The sequence below is a fragment of the Kribbella sp. NPDC002412 genome (assembly GCF_053592935.1).
Window position 1 is genome coordinate 84,138 of sequence record NZ_JBSFBL010000033.1, and the last position, 16,225, is coordinate 100,362.

General features: G+C 69.0%; 22 protein-coding genes. 19 read left to right on the plus strand and 3 right to left on the minus strand.

Going from position 1 to position 16,225, the window contains the following annotated elements:
- Window positions 1-200 precede the first annotated feature (200 nt).
- Window positions 201-554 carry a hypothetical protein gene (locus ACWCOV_RS25250; RefSeq protein ID WP_449831767.1) on the minus strand — a complete coding sequence of 118 codons (354 nt, stop codon included), beginning with the start codon at window positions 552-554 and terminating at the stop codon, window positions 201-203.
- Between the two features lie 66 nt (window positions 555-620).
- Here ACWCOV_RS25250 and ACWCOV_RS25255 point away from each other — a divergent pair, with 66 nt between their 5' ends.
- From ACWCOV_RS25255 to ACWCOV_RS25345, 19 genes are all read left to right on the plus strand, one after another.
- Window positions 621-1,817: a protein kinase domain-containing protein gene (locus ACWCOV_RS25255; RefSeq protein WP_449831768.1), complete on the plus strand. Its 1,197-nt coding sequence runs from the start codon at window positions 621-623 to the stop codon at window positions 1,815-1,817.
- A 159-nt stretch (window positions 1,818-1,976) separates the two neighbouring features.
- Entirely contained in the window at window positions 1,977-2,189 is a 213-nt protein-coding gene (locus tag ACWCOV_RS25260) for a DUF6458 family protein (protein ID WP_396354150.1), read from the plus strand.
- 17 nt (window positions 2,190-2,206) lie between these two features.
- Window positions 2,207-2,434 carry a hypothetical protein gene (locus ACWCOV_RS25265; protein ID WP_449831769.1) on the plus strand — a complete coding sequence of 76 codons (228 nt, stop codon included), beginning with the start codon at window positions 2,207-2,209 and terminating at the stop codon, window positions 2,432-2,434.
- An 85-nt stretch (window positions 2,435-2,519) separates the two neighbouring features.
- Window positions 2,520-3,440 (plus strand): hypothetical protein, encoded by a 921-nt coding sequence (locus tag ACWCOV_RS25270; protein ID WP_449831770.1) that lies wholly within the window; start codon window positions 2,520-2,522, stop codon window positions 3,438-3,440.
- Window positions 3,441-3,445: 5 nt separating this feature from the next.
- Window positions 3,446-4,969 (plus strand): SRPBCC family protein, encoded by a 1,524-nt coding sequence (locus ACWCOV_RS25275; RefSeq protein ID WP_449831771.1) that lies wholly within the window; start codon window positions 3,446-3,448, stop codon window positions 4,967-4,969.
- Window positions 4,970-4,993: 24 nt separating this feature from the next.
- Complete coding sequence (gene gvpJ, locus ACWCOV_RS25280; protein WP_449831772.1) at window positions 4,994-5,446, plus strand: gas vesicle protein GvpJ; 453 nt, start codon at window positions 4,994-4,996, stop codon at window positions 5,444-5,446.
- Between the two features lie 2 nt (window positions 5,447-5,448).
- Window positions 5,449-6,222: a GvpL/GvpF family gas vesicle protein gene (locus ACWCOV_RS25285; protein ID WP_449831773.1), complete on the plus strand. Its 774-nt coding sequence runs from the start codon at window positions 5,449-5,451 to the stop codon at window positions 6,220-6,222.
- Window positions 6,222-6,461 carry a gas vesicle protein GvpG gene (locus tag ACWCOV_RS25290; RefSeq protein ID WP_449831774.1) on the plus strand — a complete coding sequence of 80 codons (240 nt, stop codon included), beginning with the start codon at window positions 6,222-6,224 and terminating at the stop codon, window positions 6,459-6,461. Before ACWCOV_RS25285 ends, ACWCOV_RS25290 begins: the two co-directional genes overlap by 1 nt.
- A gap of 5 nt (window positions 6,462-6,466) precedes the next feature.
- On the plus strand, window positions 6,467-6,895 hold the full coding sequence (locus tag ACWCOV_RS25295) for a gas vesicle protein GvpO (protein WP_449831775.1): 429 nt from the start codon (window positions 6,467-6,469) through the stop codon (window positions 6,893-6,895).
- A 10-nt stretch (window positions 6,896-6,905) separates the two neighbouring features.
- Window positions 6,906-7,238 (plus strand): gas vesicle protein, encoded by a 333-nt coding sequence (locus ACWCOV_RS25300; protein WP_449831776.1) that lies wholly within the window; start codon window positions 6,906-6,908, stop codon window positions 7,236-7,238.
- The gene (locus ACWCOV_RS25305; protein WP_449831777.1) at window positions 7,231-7,998 is read left to right on the plus strand and encodes a GvpL/GvpF family gas vesicle protein; all 768 of its coding nucleotides are present in this window, start codon (window positions 7,231-7,233) and stop codon (window positions 7,996-7,998) included. Before ACWCOV_RS25300 ends, ACWCOV_RS25305 begins: the two co-directional genes overlap by 8 nt.
- Window positions 7,995-8,174, plus strand: coding sequence for a gas vesicle protein (locus ACWCOV_RS25310; protein ID WP_449831778.1), 180 nt, complete (start codon window positions 7,995-7,997; stop codon window positions 8,172-8,174). The genes ACWCOV_RS25305 and ACWCOV_RS25310 overlap by 4 nt, the downstream gene beginning before the upstream one ends.
- Entirely contained in the window at window positions 8,167-8,460 is a 294-nt protein-coding gene (locus tag ACWCOV_RS25315) for a gas vesicle protein K (protein WP_449831779.1), read from the plus strand. Before ACWCOV_RS25310 ends, ACWCOV_RS25315 begins: the two co-directional genes overlap by 8 nt.
- A 12-nt stretch (window positions 8,461-8,472) precedes the next feature.
- Entirely contained in the window at window positions 8,473-8,790 is a 318-nt protein-coding gene (locus tag ACWCOV_RS25320; protein ID WP_449831780.1) for a hypothetical protein, read from the plus strand.
- Between the two features lie 13 nt (window positions 8,791-8,803).
- Window positions 8,804-9,187 (plus strand): phage holin family protein, encoded by a 384-nt coding sequence (locus tag ACWCOV_RS25325; protein WP_449831781.1) that lies wholly within the window; start codon window positions 8,804-8,806, stop codon window positions 9,185-9,187.
- A gap of 30 nt (window positions 9,188-9,217) precedes the next feature.
- Complete coding sequence (locus ACWCOV_RS25330; RefSeq protein ID WP_449831782.1) at window positions 9,218-9,454, plus strand: hypothetical protein; 237 nt, start codon at window positions 9,218-9,220, stop codon at window positions 9,452-9,454.
- 97 nt (window positions 9,455-9,551) lie between these two features.
- On the plus strand, window positions 9,552-10,478 hold the full coding sequence (locus ACWCOV_RS25335; protein ID WP_449831783.1) for an ABC transporter ATP-binding protein: 927 nt from the start codon (window positions 9,552-9,554) through the stop codon (window positions 10,476-10,478).
- The gene (locus tag ACWCOV_RS25340) at window positions 10,475-11,812 is read left to right on the plus strand and encodes an ABC transporter permease (protein ID WP_449831784.1); all 1,338 of its coding nucleotides are present in this window, start codon (window positions 10,475-10,477) and stop codon (window positions 11,810-11,812) included. The genes ACWCOV_RS25335 and ACWCOV_RS25340 overlap by 4 nt, the downstream gene beginning before the upstream one ends.
- A 3-nt stretch (window positions 11,813-11,815) precedes the next feature.
- Window positions 11,816-14,554 (plus strand): bifunctional YncE family protein/alkaline phosphatase family protein, encoded by a 2,739-nt coding sequence (locus ACWCOV_RS25345; RefSeq protein ID WP_449831785.1) that lies wholly within the window; start codon window positions 11,816-11,818, stop codon window positions 14,552-14,554.
- Between the two features lie 45 nt (window positions 14,555-14,599).
- Here the strand turns inward: ACWCOV_RS25345 and ACWCOV_RS25350 are convergent, their stop codons facing one another.
- Complete coding sequence (locus ACWCOV_RS25350; protein WP_449831786.1) at window positions 14,600-15,499, minus strand: pseudouridine-5'-phosphate glycosidase; 900 nt, start codon at window positions 15,497-15,499, stop codon at window positions 14,600-14,602.
- 9 nt (window positions 15,500-15,508) lie between these two features.
- Complete coding sequence (locus tag ACWCOV_RS25355) at window positions 15,509-16,162, minus strand: carbohydrate kinase family protein (protein WP_449831788.1); 654 nt, start codon at window positions 16,160-16,162, stop codon at window positions 15,509-15,511.
- Window positions 16,163-16,225: the final 63 nt, after the last annotated feature.

Consider the following 16,225-nt stretch of genomic DNA (forward strand, 5'->3'; position numbering starts at 1 on the left):
TTCCTAACCACCCGGGAGGTTCTGCATGACTGCGTCCATCACCGAGACCAAGGTGCTCGAGCAGGTTCCGCGGCGACGCTGGAGATGGGCAAGCCGCTCGCCGAGGCGCGCGGCGAGATCGCCCAAGGCATGACCCGTCGGCCCTCCCATCTGGCCGAGCTCCTGGCCGCTGCCCTGGAGGTTGAGGATTCACCGGCCAGCTAGGCGTGGTCGCCGTCCAGCAGTTTGTGGAGGTCCGCGACGGCGTTCGCGATGTCCTTGTAGTCGTTCTGGGCGGCCCGTGATTCGGCGCTGATCACGCCACAGCGGTGGACGCGGCGGAAGTCGCCGTACGGGAACTTGTAGTGGCCCTTGGTGTCCTCGCCCATGTCGGTGTCGATGCCGAGGTACCACTGCCCGTACTCCGACCAGCCGTGTTTGTCGACGTACGCGTTCTCCTCGTCCGCGCTCGGCGCGTGCTCGCTCCAGTCGTCCCGCTCGTCCATGACCGTCTGCCCCTTGTGGACCAGCGTCTTCGCATGGTCGAACGCTGCCTTGTTCAGCTTCACAGTCATCGCCACCCGGTTCCCTGTCGCCCTGGCCGAAAACCGCCGGGGTTAGCGGCCGGGTACCGACATGCGGTGAAGCGTGTTGGTGAGGGTGGTCGGTACCGGCTGGGGGAGTTGCTCGGTCGGGGCGGGATGGGGGAGGTGTACCGCGCGACCGACGAGGTGCTGGGCCGCGAGGTCGCGGTCAAGTTGATGCTGCCGGTGCCGCGGACGCTGGCGGTGTCGCGGCGATTTCTTCGCGAGGCGCGGGCGTCGGCTCGGATTCGCAGCCCCCACGTGGTTGCCGCCTACGATTTCGGTGCGTACGGCGATGGCTACTACCTCGCGATGGAATTGGTGAGCGGCCGTTCGGTGGCCGACGAGCTCAAGCGCAACGGGCTGTTCCCGGCGGGACGGGCCGCGCACGTCGTCCGGCAGGCGGCGGCCGGGTTGGCGGCCGCGCACGCGCAGGGGATCGTGCATCGCGACATCAAGGCGAGCAACCTGCTGCTGGCCGACGACGGGACGGTGAAGGTCGCCGACTTCGGGATCGTGAGGTTCCTGCACGAGACCACGACGCTGACGGCGACCGGGCAGATCGTCGGCACGAGCCACTTCCTGTCGCCCGAACGTGCGATGGGCGAGCCCGCGGAGCCGCCCTCGGACGTCTACGCGCTCGGCTGTGTGCTCTATCAACTCGTCACCGGTTGTCCGCCGTTCACGGGTGAGTCCCCGGCGGCGATCATGTACCAGCACGTGCAGAGCGAGCCGACGCCGCCGAGCGAGCTCCGTCCCGGCCTGGACGGTGAGCTCGAGGCGCTGATCCTCTGGATGCTCGCCAAGGACCCGGTACGGCGGCCGACCGCTGCACAGGTGGCGAACGGCGAGCGCGCTCCGGACCACCAGACGACCAGCATGCTGCCGGTACGGCGAACCAGGTCGAGGCCCGTGATCGCCGGAATCGCCGCGGGTATCGCATTGGTGGTGTCGGCAACCATCGGCATCATTCTCGAGACCAGAGGCGTTCAACTGCCGGCGACGAACGATCTGCAGCCTGTGACGACACCGGCTACGCCGAGAGCACCACAGCCGACCCGTCCATCGCCGACCGCACCGTCTCCAACCGCATCAAGCAGCCGGCCCGCGGCAGTGCAGGAGCACACCAGGCAGGAGCGCACCAGCCCCGGGAAGGCGAAGGCCGGCCCGAAGGAGAAGACCGGGCCGAAGGCCGGGAAGAAGCCGAAGCCGGCTGACGGGAAGCCGGGCAAATCCGGGGCCGCAGGCAATTGAATCCGACCGGACTTCAAGTGAGCGTTTATTTGAACCGTTGCGCATTGCGTTGCATTCCTCGCCCAAAGTAGGCGGCTTGATCGTCGTTTTGCGGAATTTCGTGTGGGTACCGCGTTCTTATCGCAATTTCGGAACGGGGCGGGTCGTTAGGAGGATTCCATGGGGATCGGTGTATCCGTTTTCCTGCTCGCCGTGGGTGGCGTGCTGGCTTTTGCCGTGTCCGATCGTCTGAGCGGCGTCGACCTGACCGCGGTCGGGTGGGTGCTGATGGGCGCCGGAGCGATCGGTCTCGCGGTCGCGTTGATCTTCGCGAACCAGCGGAGCCGGACGACGCACACGTCCGTCCATGAACGTCGCGACCTGCGTGAATGAGCGGAGACGAAGCGATCATGGCTGACACACGCAAGCGACCGGACGCCCGCGAGCTCCTGCTCGAGGCGTTGCTCGACAAGGTGTCCAAGGACCGGTTTCCGTCGCTGTCGATGCTGGACCTGATCGAGTCCCTGCTCAGACCGGACGAGGTCGAGATCTACGTCCGTGTGCTGCTGCGCAAGGTCCGCCGCGACACCTACCCCAGCATTCCGATGCTCCGGCGGATCGCCGCACTGGCGGAGTGATCCGCAGCCGAGACACACGCCGTTCGTTGCCTAAGCCACCTGGAGTTTCCTCCGAGGCGGCACCACCACTGTGTAGGGAGAGTCCATGAATACCAGCGCCAAGGTGGCGGCTGCCGTCGCGAGCGGTTATCTGCTCGGCCGCACCAAGAAGCTGAAGCTGGCGATCACCGTCGGTGGATTGCTGGCCGGCAAGCGCATCGCAACGGATCCACGCGCCATCGTGCAGCAACTGGCGACGGTGGTGGAGCAGAACCCCGAGCTGTCGAAGTTGTCGGACCAGGTCCGCGGCCGGCTCGTGTCGGCCGGCCGGGAGGCCGCGGTGGCAGCGGCCAGCAACCGGCTGAACCGGGTCAGCGACTCGATTCGGGACCGTACCGACCGGATGCTGTCCGTCGGCGGCAGCAAGGACGAGCCGGACGAGGCCGAGGAAGAGGAGCGTCCGCGGCGCCGCAGAAAGCCCAGCGGCAGCAGGCCGAGTAGTAGGCCGAGTAGTGGCAGAAGGCCTAGTGGTCGTGGCGGTGGCCGACGCCGAAGTGAGAGCAGTGCCGAGCCTGAAGACAGCGAATCCGGCGACACGTCGTCGGGTGACGAGCGCGGCAGTTCGTCGGACGACGGCCGTCGCGGCTCGTCGAACGGGAGCTCTGGACGCCCGCGCCGTACCGCCAAGAAGACCGCTGCCAAGGCGGCGAGCAGCAACTCGAGTTCAGGCAACTCCAGCTCAGGCGACTCGGGCTCGGGCAGCAGCTCGAGCTCCGGCAGTTCGGGCTCGGGCAGTTCGGGCTCGGGCGGCGCGCGGAAGGCCACGGCCAAGAAGACGGCAGCCAAGAAGGCCACTGCCAAGAAGGCGCCCGCCAAGAAGGCGACTGCCAAGAAGTCGGCGCCGCCGCGCAAGGCGGCCGCCAAGAAGACCGCCGCGAAGAAGACTGCAGCGAAGAAGGCGCCGGCCAAGAAGGCCGCTGCGAAGAAGACCGCTGCCAAGAAGACCGCGGCGAGGAAGCGCGGGTGACCGACATGGCGCAGCAATCGCGCACCGAGGAGCAGAACGGCTTCAAGTCCCTCCTCGACGAGCTTCCGGTCGACCGGCTGAAGGATGAGCTGCAGCACGCGCTGTCGGCCGCCGCCGAGCGCGCGGCCGACGCCGCCTCGGACAAGATCTCCGATCTGACCGAGCGGCTGGGCGACCTCGCCGCGAACGGTGGGGTGGCCGGCAAGGCGCTCGCCGGAGGCGGCAAGGCCGCTGCGACCGGCGGGTCTCCATTGATGGGCGCACTGAAGGGTGGGGTCATGGGTGCCAAGGACAAGGCGGTGGAGGCCCTGAGCGGCGGTTCCGGCGGATCGGGGGGCAAGAAGAGCCCCACCAAGGCGACGACGATCATCGAGTCGGTCGACGTCGGGGTGCCGATCGAGGTCGCCTACAACCAGTGGACGCAGTTCCAGGACTTCTCCGGGTTCATGAAGAAGGTCGAGCGGGTCGAGCAGAAGTCCGACGAGAAGCTCGACTTCAAGGCGAAGATCCTGTGGTCGCACCGGACCTGGCAGGCGAGCATCCTGGAGCAGGTTCCGGACGACAAGATCGTCTGGCGCTCCAAGGGTGAGAAGGGGCACGTCGACGGCAGCGTCACGTTCCACAAGCTCGCCGACAACCTGACCCGGGTGATCGTCGTGCTCGAGTACTACCCGCAGGGGCTGTTCGAGAAGGTCGGCAACATCTGGCGGGCCCAGGGACGCCGGACCCGGGTGGAGCTGAGGCACTTCCAGCGGCACGTGATGACGCGGGTCATCCTCAAGCCGGACGAGGTCGAGGGCTGGCGCGGCGAGATCCACCGCGGCAAGGTCTCGCGCGGCCCGGACGAGGAGGAGCCGGCCGGCGACGAGGCCGAGGACGAGTACGACGAGGACGAAGAGTACGACGACGAGGGCGAGAGCGACGAGGAAGCGCCCGAGGACGAGTACGAGGACGAGGAAGAGGACGAGGAAGAGCCCGCGGACGAGTACGAGGACGACGAGTACGAGGACGAGGGTGACGAGGACGAGCCTGAGGACGAGGCCGAGTCTGAGGACGAGGGCGAGTCTGAGGACGAGGGCGAGCCTGAGGACGAGTACGAGGACGAGTCTGAGGACGAGGAAGAGCCCGCGGACGAGTACGAGGACGAGGAAGCGGAACCCGAGGACGAGGACGCCGAGGCCGAACCCGAGGACGAGTACGACGAGGACGAGGACGAGCCGGCCGACGAGTACGAGGACGCCGACGAGGACGAGGAGTACGAGGACGAGGGCGATGAGGACCAGCCCGAGGACGAGTACGAGGACGAGGACGAGGAAGAACCCGCGGACGAGTACGACGAGGACGAGGAGGAGCCGGCCGCCGAGGACGAGCCCGCGGACGAGTACGAGGACGAAGACGAGGACGAAGAGTACGAGGACGAGGGTGACGAGGACCAGCCCGAGGACGAGTACGACGAGGACGAGGACGAGTACGAGGACGACGAGTACGAGGAAGAGCCCGACGAGCGGCCCCGGCGCCGCGCGAGCTGAGTCAGTCGACTGGAAGGTAGACCCATGACCATCGCGGCCTCAGGCCAACGCCGCTCCGGTGGCTATCTGGACCGGCCCGCACCGAGCAGTCTCGCGGACGTCATCGACAGCATCCTCGACAAGGGACTCGTGATCGATGCCTACATCCGGGTGTCGCTGGTCGGCATCGAACTGCTGACCATCGACGCGCGGATCGTGGTGGCGAGTGTCGACACCTACCTGCGCTTCGCCGAGGCGACGAACCGGCTGGATCTGTACGAGAAGAGCAAGGATCTTCCGGAGGTCCTCGGGGAGATGACCGAGGGCGGAGCCGCGGGCAAGTCCCGCGGCCTGCTGACCGGTGCGAAGGAGGCCCTGCTCGGGCGCGACGACAGCAGCAGCGACGAGGACGAGGAAGAGCCTGAGTACGAAGAAGCCCGTCCGCGCCGTCGGCCGGCCAAGAAGGCCGCGGCTCGCCGCCGGAGGAACGAGGAGTGACGGTGACCACGCCGACCACGCCGAGCGACGTCGGCCTCGGGTGCTACCTGTACGGCATCGTGGCCGCGGACCTCGTCGTACCGGCGGACCTGAAGGGAGTCGGGGACCAGGCCGTCAGCCTGGTCCCGCACGGGGCCGTCGCGGCGGTGACCAGTCCGTTGGACACCGACTACACGTTGGCCGGACGGGCGGATCTCCTGGCCCACAGTCGCGTGCTGGACACGGTCGCGACCGTCGGCCCGGTCATCCCGGTGCGGTTCGGTTCGGTGCTGCAGGACCAGGACGCGGTGCGGACCGACCTGCTCGAACCCGACCACGACCGCTTCCGAGCGATGCTCGGAGACCTTGCCGGGCACGCGCAGTTCACGCTCCGGGCCCGGTACGACGAGCAGCAGATCCTCACCGAGGTCGTCGCGGAGAACCCCGAGATCGCCCGGCTCCGGGCCGCGACCCGCGACCAGCCGGCGGACGCGACGTACGGCGACCGGGTGCAGCTCGGCGAACTGGTCGCCCGCGCGCTGGAGGCCAAGAGCAGCGAGGACGGCCAGGCGCTGCTGACCGAGCTCGAGCGACTTGTTGCCGCCGTCAACGTTCGGGAGAGCGCCGGGCTGGACCGGCTGCTCGATGTCGCGCTGCTGGTCGCGGACGACCGGCGCGACGAGTTCGAGCAGGCGGTGGAGAAACTGGCCGAGGCGTACGCCGGCCGCGCCCAGCTCCGGCTGGTCGGACCGACTGCGCCGTACGACTTTGTCGACGCGGAGGACGGATGGGCCTGATGACGAGCCTCCTGACGCTGCCGCTCGCCCCCGTGCGCGCGACGGTCGCCCTGGCCGAGCAGATCCGGCGGCAGGCCGAGAGCGAGTACTACGACCCGGCCCGGATTCGCCGGCAGCTCGAGCAGATCGACGCACTCCGCGACAGCGGTGACCTCGATCCGGACGACGCCGCCGCGATGGAGGACGAACTGCTCGCCCGCCTGCTGGCCGCCGACGAGCGCCGGCGAGGGGAGGCCTGACCACGATGGCCACACCACGAAAGTCCACTCCGGCCAAGAAGGCGCCGGCAAAGAAGGCACCGGCGAAGAAGACCGCGGCGAAGCAGGCGCCGGCCGAACGCAGTACGCCGGCCAAGCGCAGCACACCCGCGAAACGCAGTACGTCGCGTGCCGCCCAGAACGGGCAGCGGAAGCCGGAGCCGAAGTCGCTGCGCACGATCGCGGTGACAGCCGCCCGCGAACTGTCCCAGCTGATCGGGCAGGTCCCGGAAGGGATCGTCGGCGTCGAGAAGAACGAGCACGGCTGGCGCGTCCAGGTGGAGGTGGTCGAGTCGCACCGGATCCCGGAGACGACCGACATCCTCGCCGTCTACGAGGTCGAAGTGGACAACGACGGTGCCGTGACCGGCTACCGCCGCGTCGACCGCCACGTCCGTGGCCGGATCCAGGACTGAGGGAGACGCGATGACCGAGCCGACGATCTCACCGCGCCGCGCGCCGATGAATCGCCACGGTTTCGCCTCCAGCCAGCCGCGCCCGGAGGGGCTGGCCGACATCCTCGAACGCGTGCTGGACAAGGGCATCATCATCGCCGGCGACATCCGGGTGAACCTGCTCGACATCGAGCTGCTGACGGTCAAGATCCGGCTGCTGGTGGTGTCGGTCGACAAGGCGATGGAGATGGGCATCGACTGGTGGACCCGCGACCCGATGCTGTCCGGCGACGCGCAGGAGCTCGCCGACGAGAACCGCAAGCTCCGGGATCGGGTCAAGGAGCTGGAGAGCGGCCGTGACTGAGACAGGCACGTACGTCTACGCGGTCGGCCGGCACCTGGACGAAGAGGTGCTCGCCGGGCTCGAGGGCGTCGCCGGCGCGCCGGTCCGGACGATCGCCCACCGCGACCTGATCGCCGTCGTGAGCACCGTCGACCTCGAGGAGTTCGGCGAGTCCGCGCTGCGGCAGAACCTGGAGAGCCTCGCCTGGGTGGAGCAGACGGCTCGCCGCCACGACGAGATCGTCCGCCGGGCGGCGGCGATCACGAGCGCGCTCGCACCGTTCCGCCTGGTCACCATCTACCGTTCCGACGACGCCGCGCGGGACCGGATCGAGGAGTTGTACGAGGACCTGCTGCAGGCGCTGGACCGGATCGACCGGCGCAGCGAGTGGAGCGTGAAGGTCTTCGCCCGGACCCGGTCGACGCCCCCGGTGCCGGTCGAGGCGGAGGCGCCGGCCTCGGGAGTCGCCTACCTGGAGCGCCGGCGTGCGGAGATCCGTGGCCGGCAGGACGCCGCGGTGGATCAGCAGGCGCAGGCCGACCAGCTGTTCTGGGACCTGGTGCCTGCTGCTGCGGCGACCCGGCGGCTCGCGCTGCAGGACCCGCGACTCACCGGGCGCGGCGACGCCATGGCGCTCAACGCGACCTTCCTGGTCGACGACGACCGCAGCACCGACTTCTTCGAGCAGGTCAACGCGCTGCGCGCCAAGTACCCGTCCTTCGACCTCGAGGTGAACGGACCCTGGCCGCCGTACTCGTTCGCCGTCCTGGACAAGCCATGACGGTCGAGGCGGTGCGCACGGAGCCGAGCCTGGTGGATCTGCTGGACCGGCTGCTGGGCAAAGGCGTCGTCATCTCCGGCGACGTCGTGATCTCGCTGGCCGAGGTCGACCTGGTGCGGATTCAGCTGTCGGCCGTCATCCAGTCCGTGCGCAAGGAGCTGAGCCCGAATGACTGAGCCGTTGCTGCCGTTGACCGAGCGGATCGAGGCCAACGCCGACACCGTCGAGCGCGAGCTGCTGAAGCTGGTGCTGACGATCGTCGAGCTGGTCCGGCAGCTGATGGAACGCCAGGCGATCCGCCGGATGGACCAGGGCGACCTCAGTACGACGCAGGTCGAGGAGCTCGGGCTGGGCCTGATGCGGCTCGACGAGGCGATGACCGCGTTGCGGGAGCAGTTCGGTCTGAGCGCGGCCGACCTCAACATCGACCTCGGCCCGCTCGGTGCGCTCCTCCCGGAATAGGTGGTGGTGGTGATGAGAGTTCTTCGAGGGCTCGGCGCGGTGGTCGTGTGGCTGCTCGCGACGGTCGTGATGATCCTGGCCGCGGTGCTGTGCGTGACGCTGGTGCTGCTCCCGCTGGGGATCCCGCTGATGGCGCTCGGGCTGCGGCTGTACGGGTACGGCGTACAGCTGATGATCCCGCGGGCGCCGGAGGTCAAGCGCGGGGTCCGCAAGCGCCTCGGCCTGCGGACGCACGGCTCGGTGGCCGGCGACGTCAAGCGGGCGCGCAAGCGCGGCAAGAAGTCCGGCCGGAAGGTGCGCAAGAAGCTGGCCGGCGCGTTCCACAGCTGAGCGGAGGCTGCTCATGAAGCTCCTCATGCGACTGGTCGTCAACGCGGTCGCGCTCGCCGTCGCGGCGTGGCTGCTCGCCGGCATCACCATCAGCGGGACGAGCACGACCCGCCGCGTCATCACGCTGCTCGTGGTGGCGGCGCTCTTCGGGCTCGTCAACGCGCTGGTCAAGCCGCTGGCGACGCTCTTGTCGCTGCCGTTCATCGTGCTGACGCTCGGCCTGCTGATCTTCGTCATCAACGCGCTGATGCTGCTGCTGACGTCCTGGATCAGCGACGGGCTCGACATCCCGTTCGAGGTGGAGGGCTTCGGCACCGCGCTGGTCGGCGCGCTGATCATCACGGTGGTCAGCTGGCTGATGAACGTCCTGCTCCCGGACAAACTCGAAACCGATTGACGCGGGGCACTTTCGAAGGAGTGACCACACATGACCATGGAAGGTCAGACGCTGGGTGAGAAGGCGGGCGACAAGCTCGAAGAAGGCCTCGGGCAGGTCAAGGACTTCGCCACCAAGGCGGGCATCCGGGCCCGCAACGCTGCCCGCTCCCGGACCGGCAGCGGCCCGACCAAGGACCAGCTCTACGCCGACGCCAAGCGGCTCGGCATCAAGGGCCGTTCCAAGATGACCAAGTCCGAGCTGGAGAAGGCGGTCCGCCAGGCCTGACAACTTTCGTTCGACCAGAGTTTGCCTGCTCGTCCCCGCGGCAAGTTGTATTGGTGCCTAATGTATTTGGGTCAGGCGCCGGCCGAAGAAGGGGACGATGGGCACCTCCGCCGCAGTTCGTGCTCGTGGGATCAGCAAGTATTTCGGTGCGGTCGTCGCCCTCGACGCCGTCGAACTGGAGGTGCCGGCGGGCCAGATCCACGGGCTCGTCGGCCCCAACGGCGCCGGCAAGACGACGCTGCTCGGGTTGCTGCTCGGGCTGGCGGTCGCCGACAGCGGCAGCCTCGAGATCCTCGGTACGCCGGTCGGTCGCGCGCTCGCCGCGCCTGATGGCGTCGCCGGGTTCGTCGACGGCCCCGGTCTCTACCCCGCACTCACCGCGCGGCAGAACCTCGCCGCACTGACCAGGCTCCGCGGCCTCGGTACGGCGGGGATCGACGACGTCCTCGACCAGGTCGGGCTCACGGATGTCGCCGGCGACCGGGTCCGCGGCTTCTCGCTCGGAATGCGCCAACGCCTCGGCCTCGCTTCCGCCCTGCTCACCTCACCACGGCTCCTGGTGCTCGACGAGCCGTCCAACGGCCTCGACCCGGCCGGCAAGAAGCACGTGTACGGCGTCCTCACCCGGCTGGCCGCGGACGGTACGGCGGTGGTGCTCTCCAGCCACCGGATGGACGACGTCGAGACGTTGTGCTCCGAGGTCACGATCCTCGCCACCGGGCGGGTCGCCTTCTCCGGTCCGCTGAGCAAGCTCGCCGCCGAGAGCCGTGAACTCGACTACCGGCTGCTCACCTCCGATCCCGAGGCGGCTCAACAGCTGGCCGGTGAAACGAGCGGAATCACGGTGGTCGACGGCAACGCCGTACGGCAGGGGGTCGAGGCGCTCGTCGTCCGTGGACCGGTGCCCGCCATGGATGACCTGGTGGCACGACTCGTCACCGCCGGCATCGCGCTGCGCGAGCTGGCGCCGGTGGTCTCACCTCTGGAAGCCGCGTTCCTCGAGCTGACCGAGGTGGAGCAGTGACCACGACCGTCGCTGTCCGGGTCTCGGTCCCTCGCGGCTTCCGTTTCGAGGCGGTCAAGCTGCTGTCCCACTGGCGCGTGCGCCTGCTGATCGTGGCGTGCTGGCTGGCGCCGGCGGTTTTCGTCGCCGTGGTGAGCAGGCAGGCGTCGTTGCCCGTCGACACGTTGTTCGGCCGGTGGATGCATGCCACCGGATGGGCCGGACCGCTTGTTCTGTTGGGGTTCTCGGGATCCTGGGCGCTTCCGCTGCTGACGTCGCTGGTCGCCGGTGACGTGTTCGCCGCCGAGGATCGGCTCGGCACCTGGCGCCACCTGCTGGTGGCGGTTCGGTCGCCGCGCCGGATCTTCGTCTCGAAGGCGCTCGCGAGTCTCTCGGTGATCTTGTTGCTCGTCGCCGGGCTGGTCTGCTCGAGCGCGATCAGCGGCCTCGCGGTGGTCGGCAACCGGGCGTTGATCGGCCTCGACGGGCACGTGCTGTCGGCGAGTGACGCGGCCGGGAGGGTCCTGCTTGCCTGGCTCTGCGCGCTCGCGCCGACCCTCGCGCTCGCCGCGATCGGCCTGCTCGGCTCCGTCGCGCTGGGACGATCCCCGATGGGCCTGCTGCTCCCGGCCGTGGTCGCGCTCGCTATGCAACTCGTCCAGATGCTGCCGGTGCCGGTGTATGTCCGCCTCGCGCTGCCCGGCTATGCGTTCATCTCCTGGAACGGCCTGTTCACCAGTCCGGCCCAACTCAGGCCGTTGCTGATCGGCATCGCAGTCAGCCTGGTGTGGGCCGCGACCGCGACCGCGTTGGCCTACTTCCTCTTCGTACGGCGTGACTTCACCAACCCGGCCCACGACGGTTCGGGCCGGTCGGCGATCACGGCCGGCTTGCTGCCCCTCGCCGTACTGTTCGGGCTCACTGCCGCTGTGGTCGCTCCGGCAGCACCTGCAACCGGGTCTGGCATCGATCAGGACAAGGTGCAGCGCTCGGTCGCCACGTCGTTCGCGCACCTGTACCGCCTGCAGACCGAGCAGCTCAACCGGCCTGCGGTCACCGAGGGGCAACTGCAGACCTCGGCCGCGTGCACCAAGGGCGGCGACCAGGTCGCGGCCCAGGGCCCCGGCAACGACTGGCGCTGCGTCGTGAGCTGGCACGTCCCCGGCGTCGAGGCCGCGGGCTCGGCGATCTACCAACTCGACATCAACCCACTCGGCCGGTACGTCGCCGACGGGGACGGACCGAAGGAAGTCAACGGCTTCTTCCTGGTCCGGACACCGTCCGGCGACGAACCGAACCCGCTCTGGCAGTTCGACGGTCTCATCGAACTGCTTCCGTCCACCCCGAAGGGATAGCCCATGCAGGTAACACGCCGTCGCCGGCGTGCCGAGGGCCGCTTCAGCCTCCGCCGCCGGATCCCGTTGGTCACCGCGGGAACCACCACCGTGGCGATTGCGCTCGCCGGCACCGCTGTCGCCTCGACGCGCCAGTTCGGCACCGACCAGGTCGGTCAGGTCACCGACAAGGGTCAGGTGGTGTCGAGCGACCAGTACATCGCGCCGTACGGCCAGCGACTCGTGCTCCAGAACGGGAAGATCATGTCGTCCACGGTCAGCCCGGACGGCAGCCATCTCGCCGCCTCGGTGACCGACGGCGGCATGGCGCTGGCCGTCGTCGACCTGAAGAACTGGAAGGTGCAGCAGTACGTCGGCAACAGCGCGGCGGCCAATCTGCGGATTCCCGGCAATGACATCGGCCAAGAAGGCCCGACGTACTCGCCGGACGGCTCACAGCTGTGGCTCGGCCAGGCCGATGGCTACCGCAAGTTCACCGTGAACGCGGACGGCTCGCTCGCCAACCCGACGTTCGTCCCGATCGCCGCCGACGGTTCGAAGCGTGCGCTGGTGGGGGAGGCGGTGTTCTCTCCCGACAGCTCGACGGTGTACTCCGCGGTCAACGGGCAGAACCGCGTGGTCGCGATCGACACGGCGACCGGCGCGATCAAGCAGAGCTGGGCGGTCGGCAACGCGCCGCGTGACCTGGTCATGGTCGGGTCGAAGCTCTACGTCAGCAACGAGGGCGGACGGCCGGCCAAGCCCGGCGAGCCGACGATCAACTCGTACGGCACCCAGGTGCTCGCCTCCCAGATCACCGCGGCCACCACCACCGGAACAGTCAGCGTGATCGACCTGGCGAACCCGGCAGCAGCGCCGGCGAGTATCGCCGTCGGCCTGCACCCGACCGCGCTGTTCGCCAAGAACGGCGCCGTGTTCGTCACCAACACGGCCACCAACAACGTCTCCGTGATCGACACCCGGCGGAACAAGGTCGTCCAGACCATCGCCACCCAGCCGTGGCCGGAGGCCTCGGTGGGCTACGAGCCGAACGGGGCGACGCTCACCGACGACGGCCACCTGCTGGTGACGCTCGGCCGCGCCAACGCGGTCGCCGTCTACCGGTACCGGAACCCGCTGGAGCCGGTCAGCTACGTCGGCCTGCTGCCCACCGACTACTTCCCGGCCGAGATCGCGACCGTCGGCAAGGACCTCGTGGTGTCCAACACCCGCGGTGTCGACGCCCGCCGTACGACGACCGCCGCCGGGCACGGTACCCACGACACCACCTCGAGCCTGACCCGGTTCACGCTGCCGGACGACCACGTCATCCGGGCGAACACCGCCAAGGTCTTCGAGCAGAACGGCTGGACCAAGGGCTCGGTCCAGGTTGCCAAGGGCAAGGGCAGCAAGAAGCCGGCGCCGGTCCCGGCGCGGCTCGGCGACCCGTCGACGATCAAGCACGTCTTCCTGATCGTCAAGGAGAACCGGACCTACGACCAGCTGTTCGGTGACGTCCCGGAGGGCAACGGCGACCCGGCGCTGGCGCAGTACGGCGAGAACGTCACGCCCAACCAGCACGCGCTGGCCGAGCAGTTCGGCCTGTACGACAACACGTACGACATCGGCACGAACTCCGCCGAGGGCCACAACTGGCTGATGCAGGCCGACAACCCCGAGTACACCGAGTCGTCGGCGGGGGAGTACCTGCGCAGCTACGACACCGAGGACGACGCGCTCGGCCACCAGCGGACCGGGTTCATCTGGACCGGCGCCCAGGCGGCCGGCAAGACGGTCCGCGACTTCGGTGAGTTCCAGCAGTTCCTGACCAAGCCGGCCGGCGCGACCTGGCAGAACCTGTACTGCGACACCAAGAACATGGCCGCGACCGGGCAGGACACCGCGTACCCGCTGGTCTCGTCGTCACCGATCCCGTCGCTGAACGACGTGTCCGTACACGGCTTCCCGAAGTTCGACACCGACGTCCCCGACCTCTACCGGTACGAGATCTGGAAGCGGGACTTCGACCAGCACGGTCCCGCCGACCTCAACATGTTCTGGCTGTCCAGCGACCACACCGGCGGCCCGCCGAACGGCGCCGCGCAGGTCGCCGACAACGACCTGGCCACCGGGAAGATCGTCGACCGGATCTCACACAGCAAGTACTGGAAGGACTCGGCGATCTTCGTCGTCGAGGACGACTCGCAGGCCGGCCTCGACCACGTCGACGGCCACCGGGCGCCGATCCAGATCATCAGCCCGTGGGCCCAGCGTGGGGTCGTCGACAGCCACTACTACACGCAGATCACGATGATCCGGACCATCGAGCAGATCCTCGGGATCCGGCCGATGAACCAGAAGGACAGCGCGGCCACCCCGATGGCGACCGCGTTCACGTCGAAGCCGGACTTCACGCCGTACACCGCCGTACCGAACCGGACCTCGCTGACCGCCGGGCTGAGCACGCTGCCGTCCTGCGGGGCCGACGTACCGGCGGCGCAGAACCCGGCCGCGGCGCCGGCGCCGAAGGCAACGATCCCGGCGAGTGAGCAGGCGGTCGCGGCGCAGTGGGACGCGTGGAAGTCGCAGCAGCGGCTCACCGGCCCGGATGCCCGGGCCGACTTCGCGAACCCGGCCCAGATGAACCACTTCGACTGGTACCAGGCACACGACTGGTCCAAGCCGTACCCCGGTGAAACCGAGATCTTCGGGCCGGCGGACGTGCCTGGCGCGGTGATCCCGGCGGCCGAGAACGACGGCTGATCTGGGCTGAACCGGCTCCGGCGAGCAGGCCGGAGCCGGTTCAGATCACTTGGCCAGTGCTACGGCGACTCGGGCGGCCAGGTCGGCGTTGTTGCGGGCCAGGGCGAGGTTGGCCGGGACGCTCTGCCCGTCGGTCTCCTTCTCGATGCGCCCGAGCACGTACGGCGTGACGGCTGGGCCGGTGATTCCGGCTTCGGTGCTTGCAGTGAGGGCAGTGGTGAGTACGGCGTCGATGCGTGCCGCCGGGATCTCGTCGGCGACCGGGATCGGGACGGTCAGCAGCACCCCGGTGTTCGGCCGGGCCCGGAAGCGCAGCACGTCGCAGACGACCTGCTCGTCCTCGACGCGGTGTGGAACCGGCAGCCCGCTGGATCGCGTGTAGAAGCCCGGGAACCAGTCGTGCTGCCAGCCGAGCACCGGTACGCCGATGGTCTCCAGGTACTCCAGGGTGCGCGGCAGGTCGAGGAACGCCTTCGCGCCGGCGCAGACCGTGATCACCGGGTGGTTGCCGATGGCATCGAGGTCGGCGGAGACGTCGCCGGTGATCTCGGACCCGCGGTGCACGCCGCCGATCCCGCCGGTGGCGAACACGGAGACGCCGGCCGCATGGGCGAGCGCGACCGTCGCCGAGACGGTGGTGACGCCGACGTCCCAGCCCTGCGCCTGCGCGACGGCCAGATCGCGCTCGGCGATCTTCCGGGTGCCCTGCAGGACCCGCTTCTCCTCGTCCGGAGTGAGGCCGACATGGGGACGGCCGTCGAGGACCGCGGTCACGGCCGGGGTCGCGCCGTGGGCGAGGATCGCCTGCTTGCAGATCTCGAGCGCCTCGGCGTTGAAGGGGACGGGCAGCCCGAGGGTCGAGAAGATGGTCGACTCCAGCGCGACGACCGCACGGCCTTCGGCCAGCGCCCGGGCCACGTCGTCGGACAGGATGATGTCAGTCAAGACTGCTCCTCATGCATCGGTGGTCAGGGTGGCGCCAGGTTCGGTGAGGACCTGTCTGGCGAGGTGGTGGCCGGCCTGGACTGCCTCGACGACGCCGGCATGCTCGAGCACAGCTGACAGGAAACCCGCTGCGAAGGCGTCGCCGGCCCCGGTCGTGTCCCGCACTTCGTCGACCGGCGGCACCTCGACGGTCACCGAACTGTTGCCGTCGGCATGGATCTCGGTGGGGTGCGTGCCGTTCTTGACGACGACCGTCGTACCGGGGAGGTCGCGCAGGGAGCCGGCGTCGGCCTCGATCCCGTTCGCGAAGACGTACGCCGGCCGGAGGCTGCTGATCAGGTCGCGGAAGGTCTCGGGCCCGACCGCGTCGATGAGCGCGACCGAGGCGGCGTCGACGGTGAGGATCGCACCCTCGGCGTGCGCGATGTCCGCGGCCTGGCGAAGGACCGGCCAGGACGGGCCGACGAGCGAGTACGCCGAGAGGTGGACCGCTGCCGCGCCGGAGATCCAGGCGTCCGGTACGTCGCTCAGTTCGGCGGCGGCCGCCCGGTCGGGGAACAGGGTGCGCTCGCCCCGGTCGTCGACCAGGATGACGATGGTCCCGGTCCGGCCTTGCCGCTGCACCTTGGCGTCTACACCCGCCTGGGTGAGCTCCCGTACCAGCGCCTCGCCGCGCCGACGCTCAAGTTTACGGGTCCCCTCACAGACGGGTCAAACCGGGTCGTC

What these genes read in the sequence shown, in the direction of transcription:
- ACWCOV_RS25250 (WP_449831767.1), bottom strand. Translation starts at nt 554, where the DNA reads ATGACTGTGAAGCTGAACAAGGCAGCGTTCGACCATGCGAAGACGCTG.
- ACWCOV_RS25260 (WP_396354150.1), top strand. Translation starts at nt 1,977, where the DNA reads ATGGGGATCGGTGTATCCGTTTTCCTGCTCGCCGTGGGTGGCGTGCTG.
- ACWCOV_RS25265 (WP_449831769.1), top strand. Translation starts at nt 2,207, where the DNA reads ATGGCTGACACACGCAAGCGACCGGACGCCCGCGAGCTCCTGCTCGAG.
- ACWCOV_RS25270 (WP_449831770.1), top strand. Translation starts at nt 2,520, where the DNA reads ATGAATACCAGCGCCAAGGTGGCGGCTGCCGTCGCGAGCGGTTATCTG.
- ACWCOV_RS25275 (WP_449831771.1), top strand. Translation starts at nt 3,446, where the DNA reads ATGGCGCAGCAATCGCGCACCGAGGAGCAGAACGGCTTCAAGTCCCTC.
- gvpJ (WP_449831772.1), top strand. Translation starts at nt 4,994, where the DNA reads ATGACCATCGCGGCCTCAGGCCAACGCCGCTCCGGTGGCTATCTGGAC.
- ACWCOV_RS25290 (WP_449831774.1), top strand. Translation starts at nt 6,222, where the DNA reads ATGACGAGCCTCCTGACGCTGCCGCTCGCCCCCGTGCGCGCGACGGTC.
- ACWCOV_RS25295 (WP_449831775.1), top strand. Translation starts at nt 6,467, where the DNA reads ATGGCCACACCACGAAAGTCCACTCCGGCCAAGAAGGCGCCGGCAAAG.
- ACWCOV_RS25300 (WP_449831776.1), top strand. Translation starts at nt 6,906, where the DNA reads ATGACCGAGCCGACGATCTCACCGCGCCGCGCGCCGATGAATCGCCAC.
- ACWCOV_RS25310 (WP_449831778.1), top strand. Translation starts at nt 7,995, where the DNA reads ATGACGGTCGAGGCGGTGCGCACGGAGCCGAGCCTGGTGGATCTGCTG.
- ACWCOV_RS25315 (WP_449831779.1), top strand. Translation starts at nt 8,167, where the DNA reads ATGACTGAGCCGTTGCTGCCGTTGACCGAGCGGATCGAGGCCAACGCC.
- ACWCOV_RS25320 (WP_449831780.1), top strand. Translation starts at nt 8,473, where the DNA reads ATGAGAGTTCTTCGAGGGCTCGGCGCGGTGGTCGTGTGGCTGCTCGCG.
- ACWCOV_RS25325 (WP_449831781.1), top strand. Translation starts at nt 8,804, where the DNA reads ATGAAGCTCCTCATGCGACTGGTCGTCAACGCGGTCGCGCTCGCCGTC.
- ACWCOV_RS25330 (WP_449831782.1), top strand. Translation starts at nt 9,218, where the DNA reads ATGACCATGGAAGGTCAGACGCTGGGTGAGAAGGCGGGCGACAAGCTC.
- ACWCOV_RS25335 (WP_449831783.1), top strand. Translation starts at nt 9,552, where the DNA reads ATGGGCACCTCCGCCGCAGTTCGTGCTCGTGGGATCAGCAAGTATTTC.
- ACWCOV_RS25345 (WP_449831785.1), top strand. Translation starts at nt 11,816, where the DNA reads ATGCAGGTAACACGCCGTCGCCGGCGTGCCGAGGGCCGCTTCAGCCTC.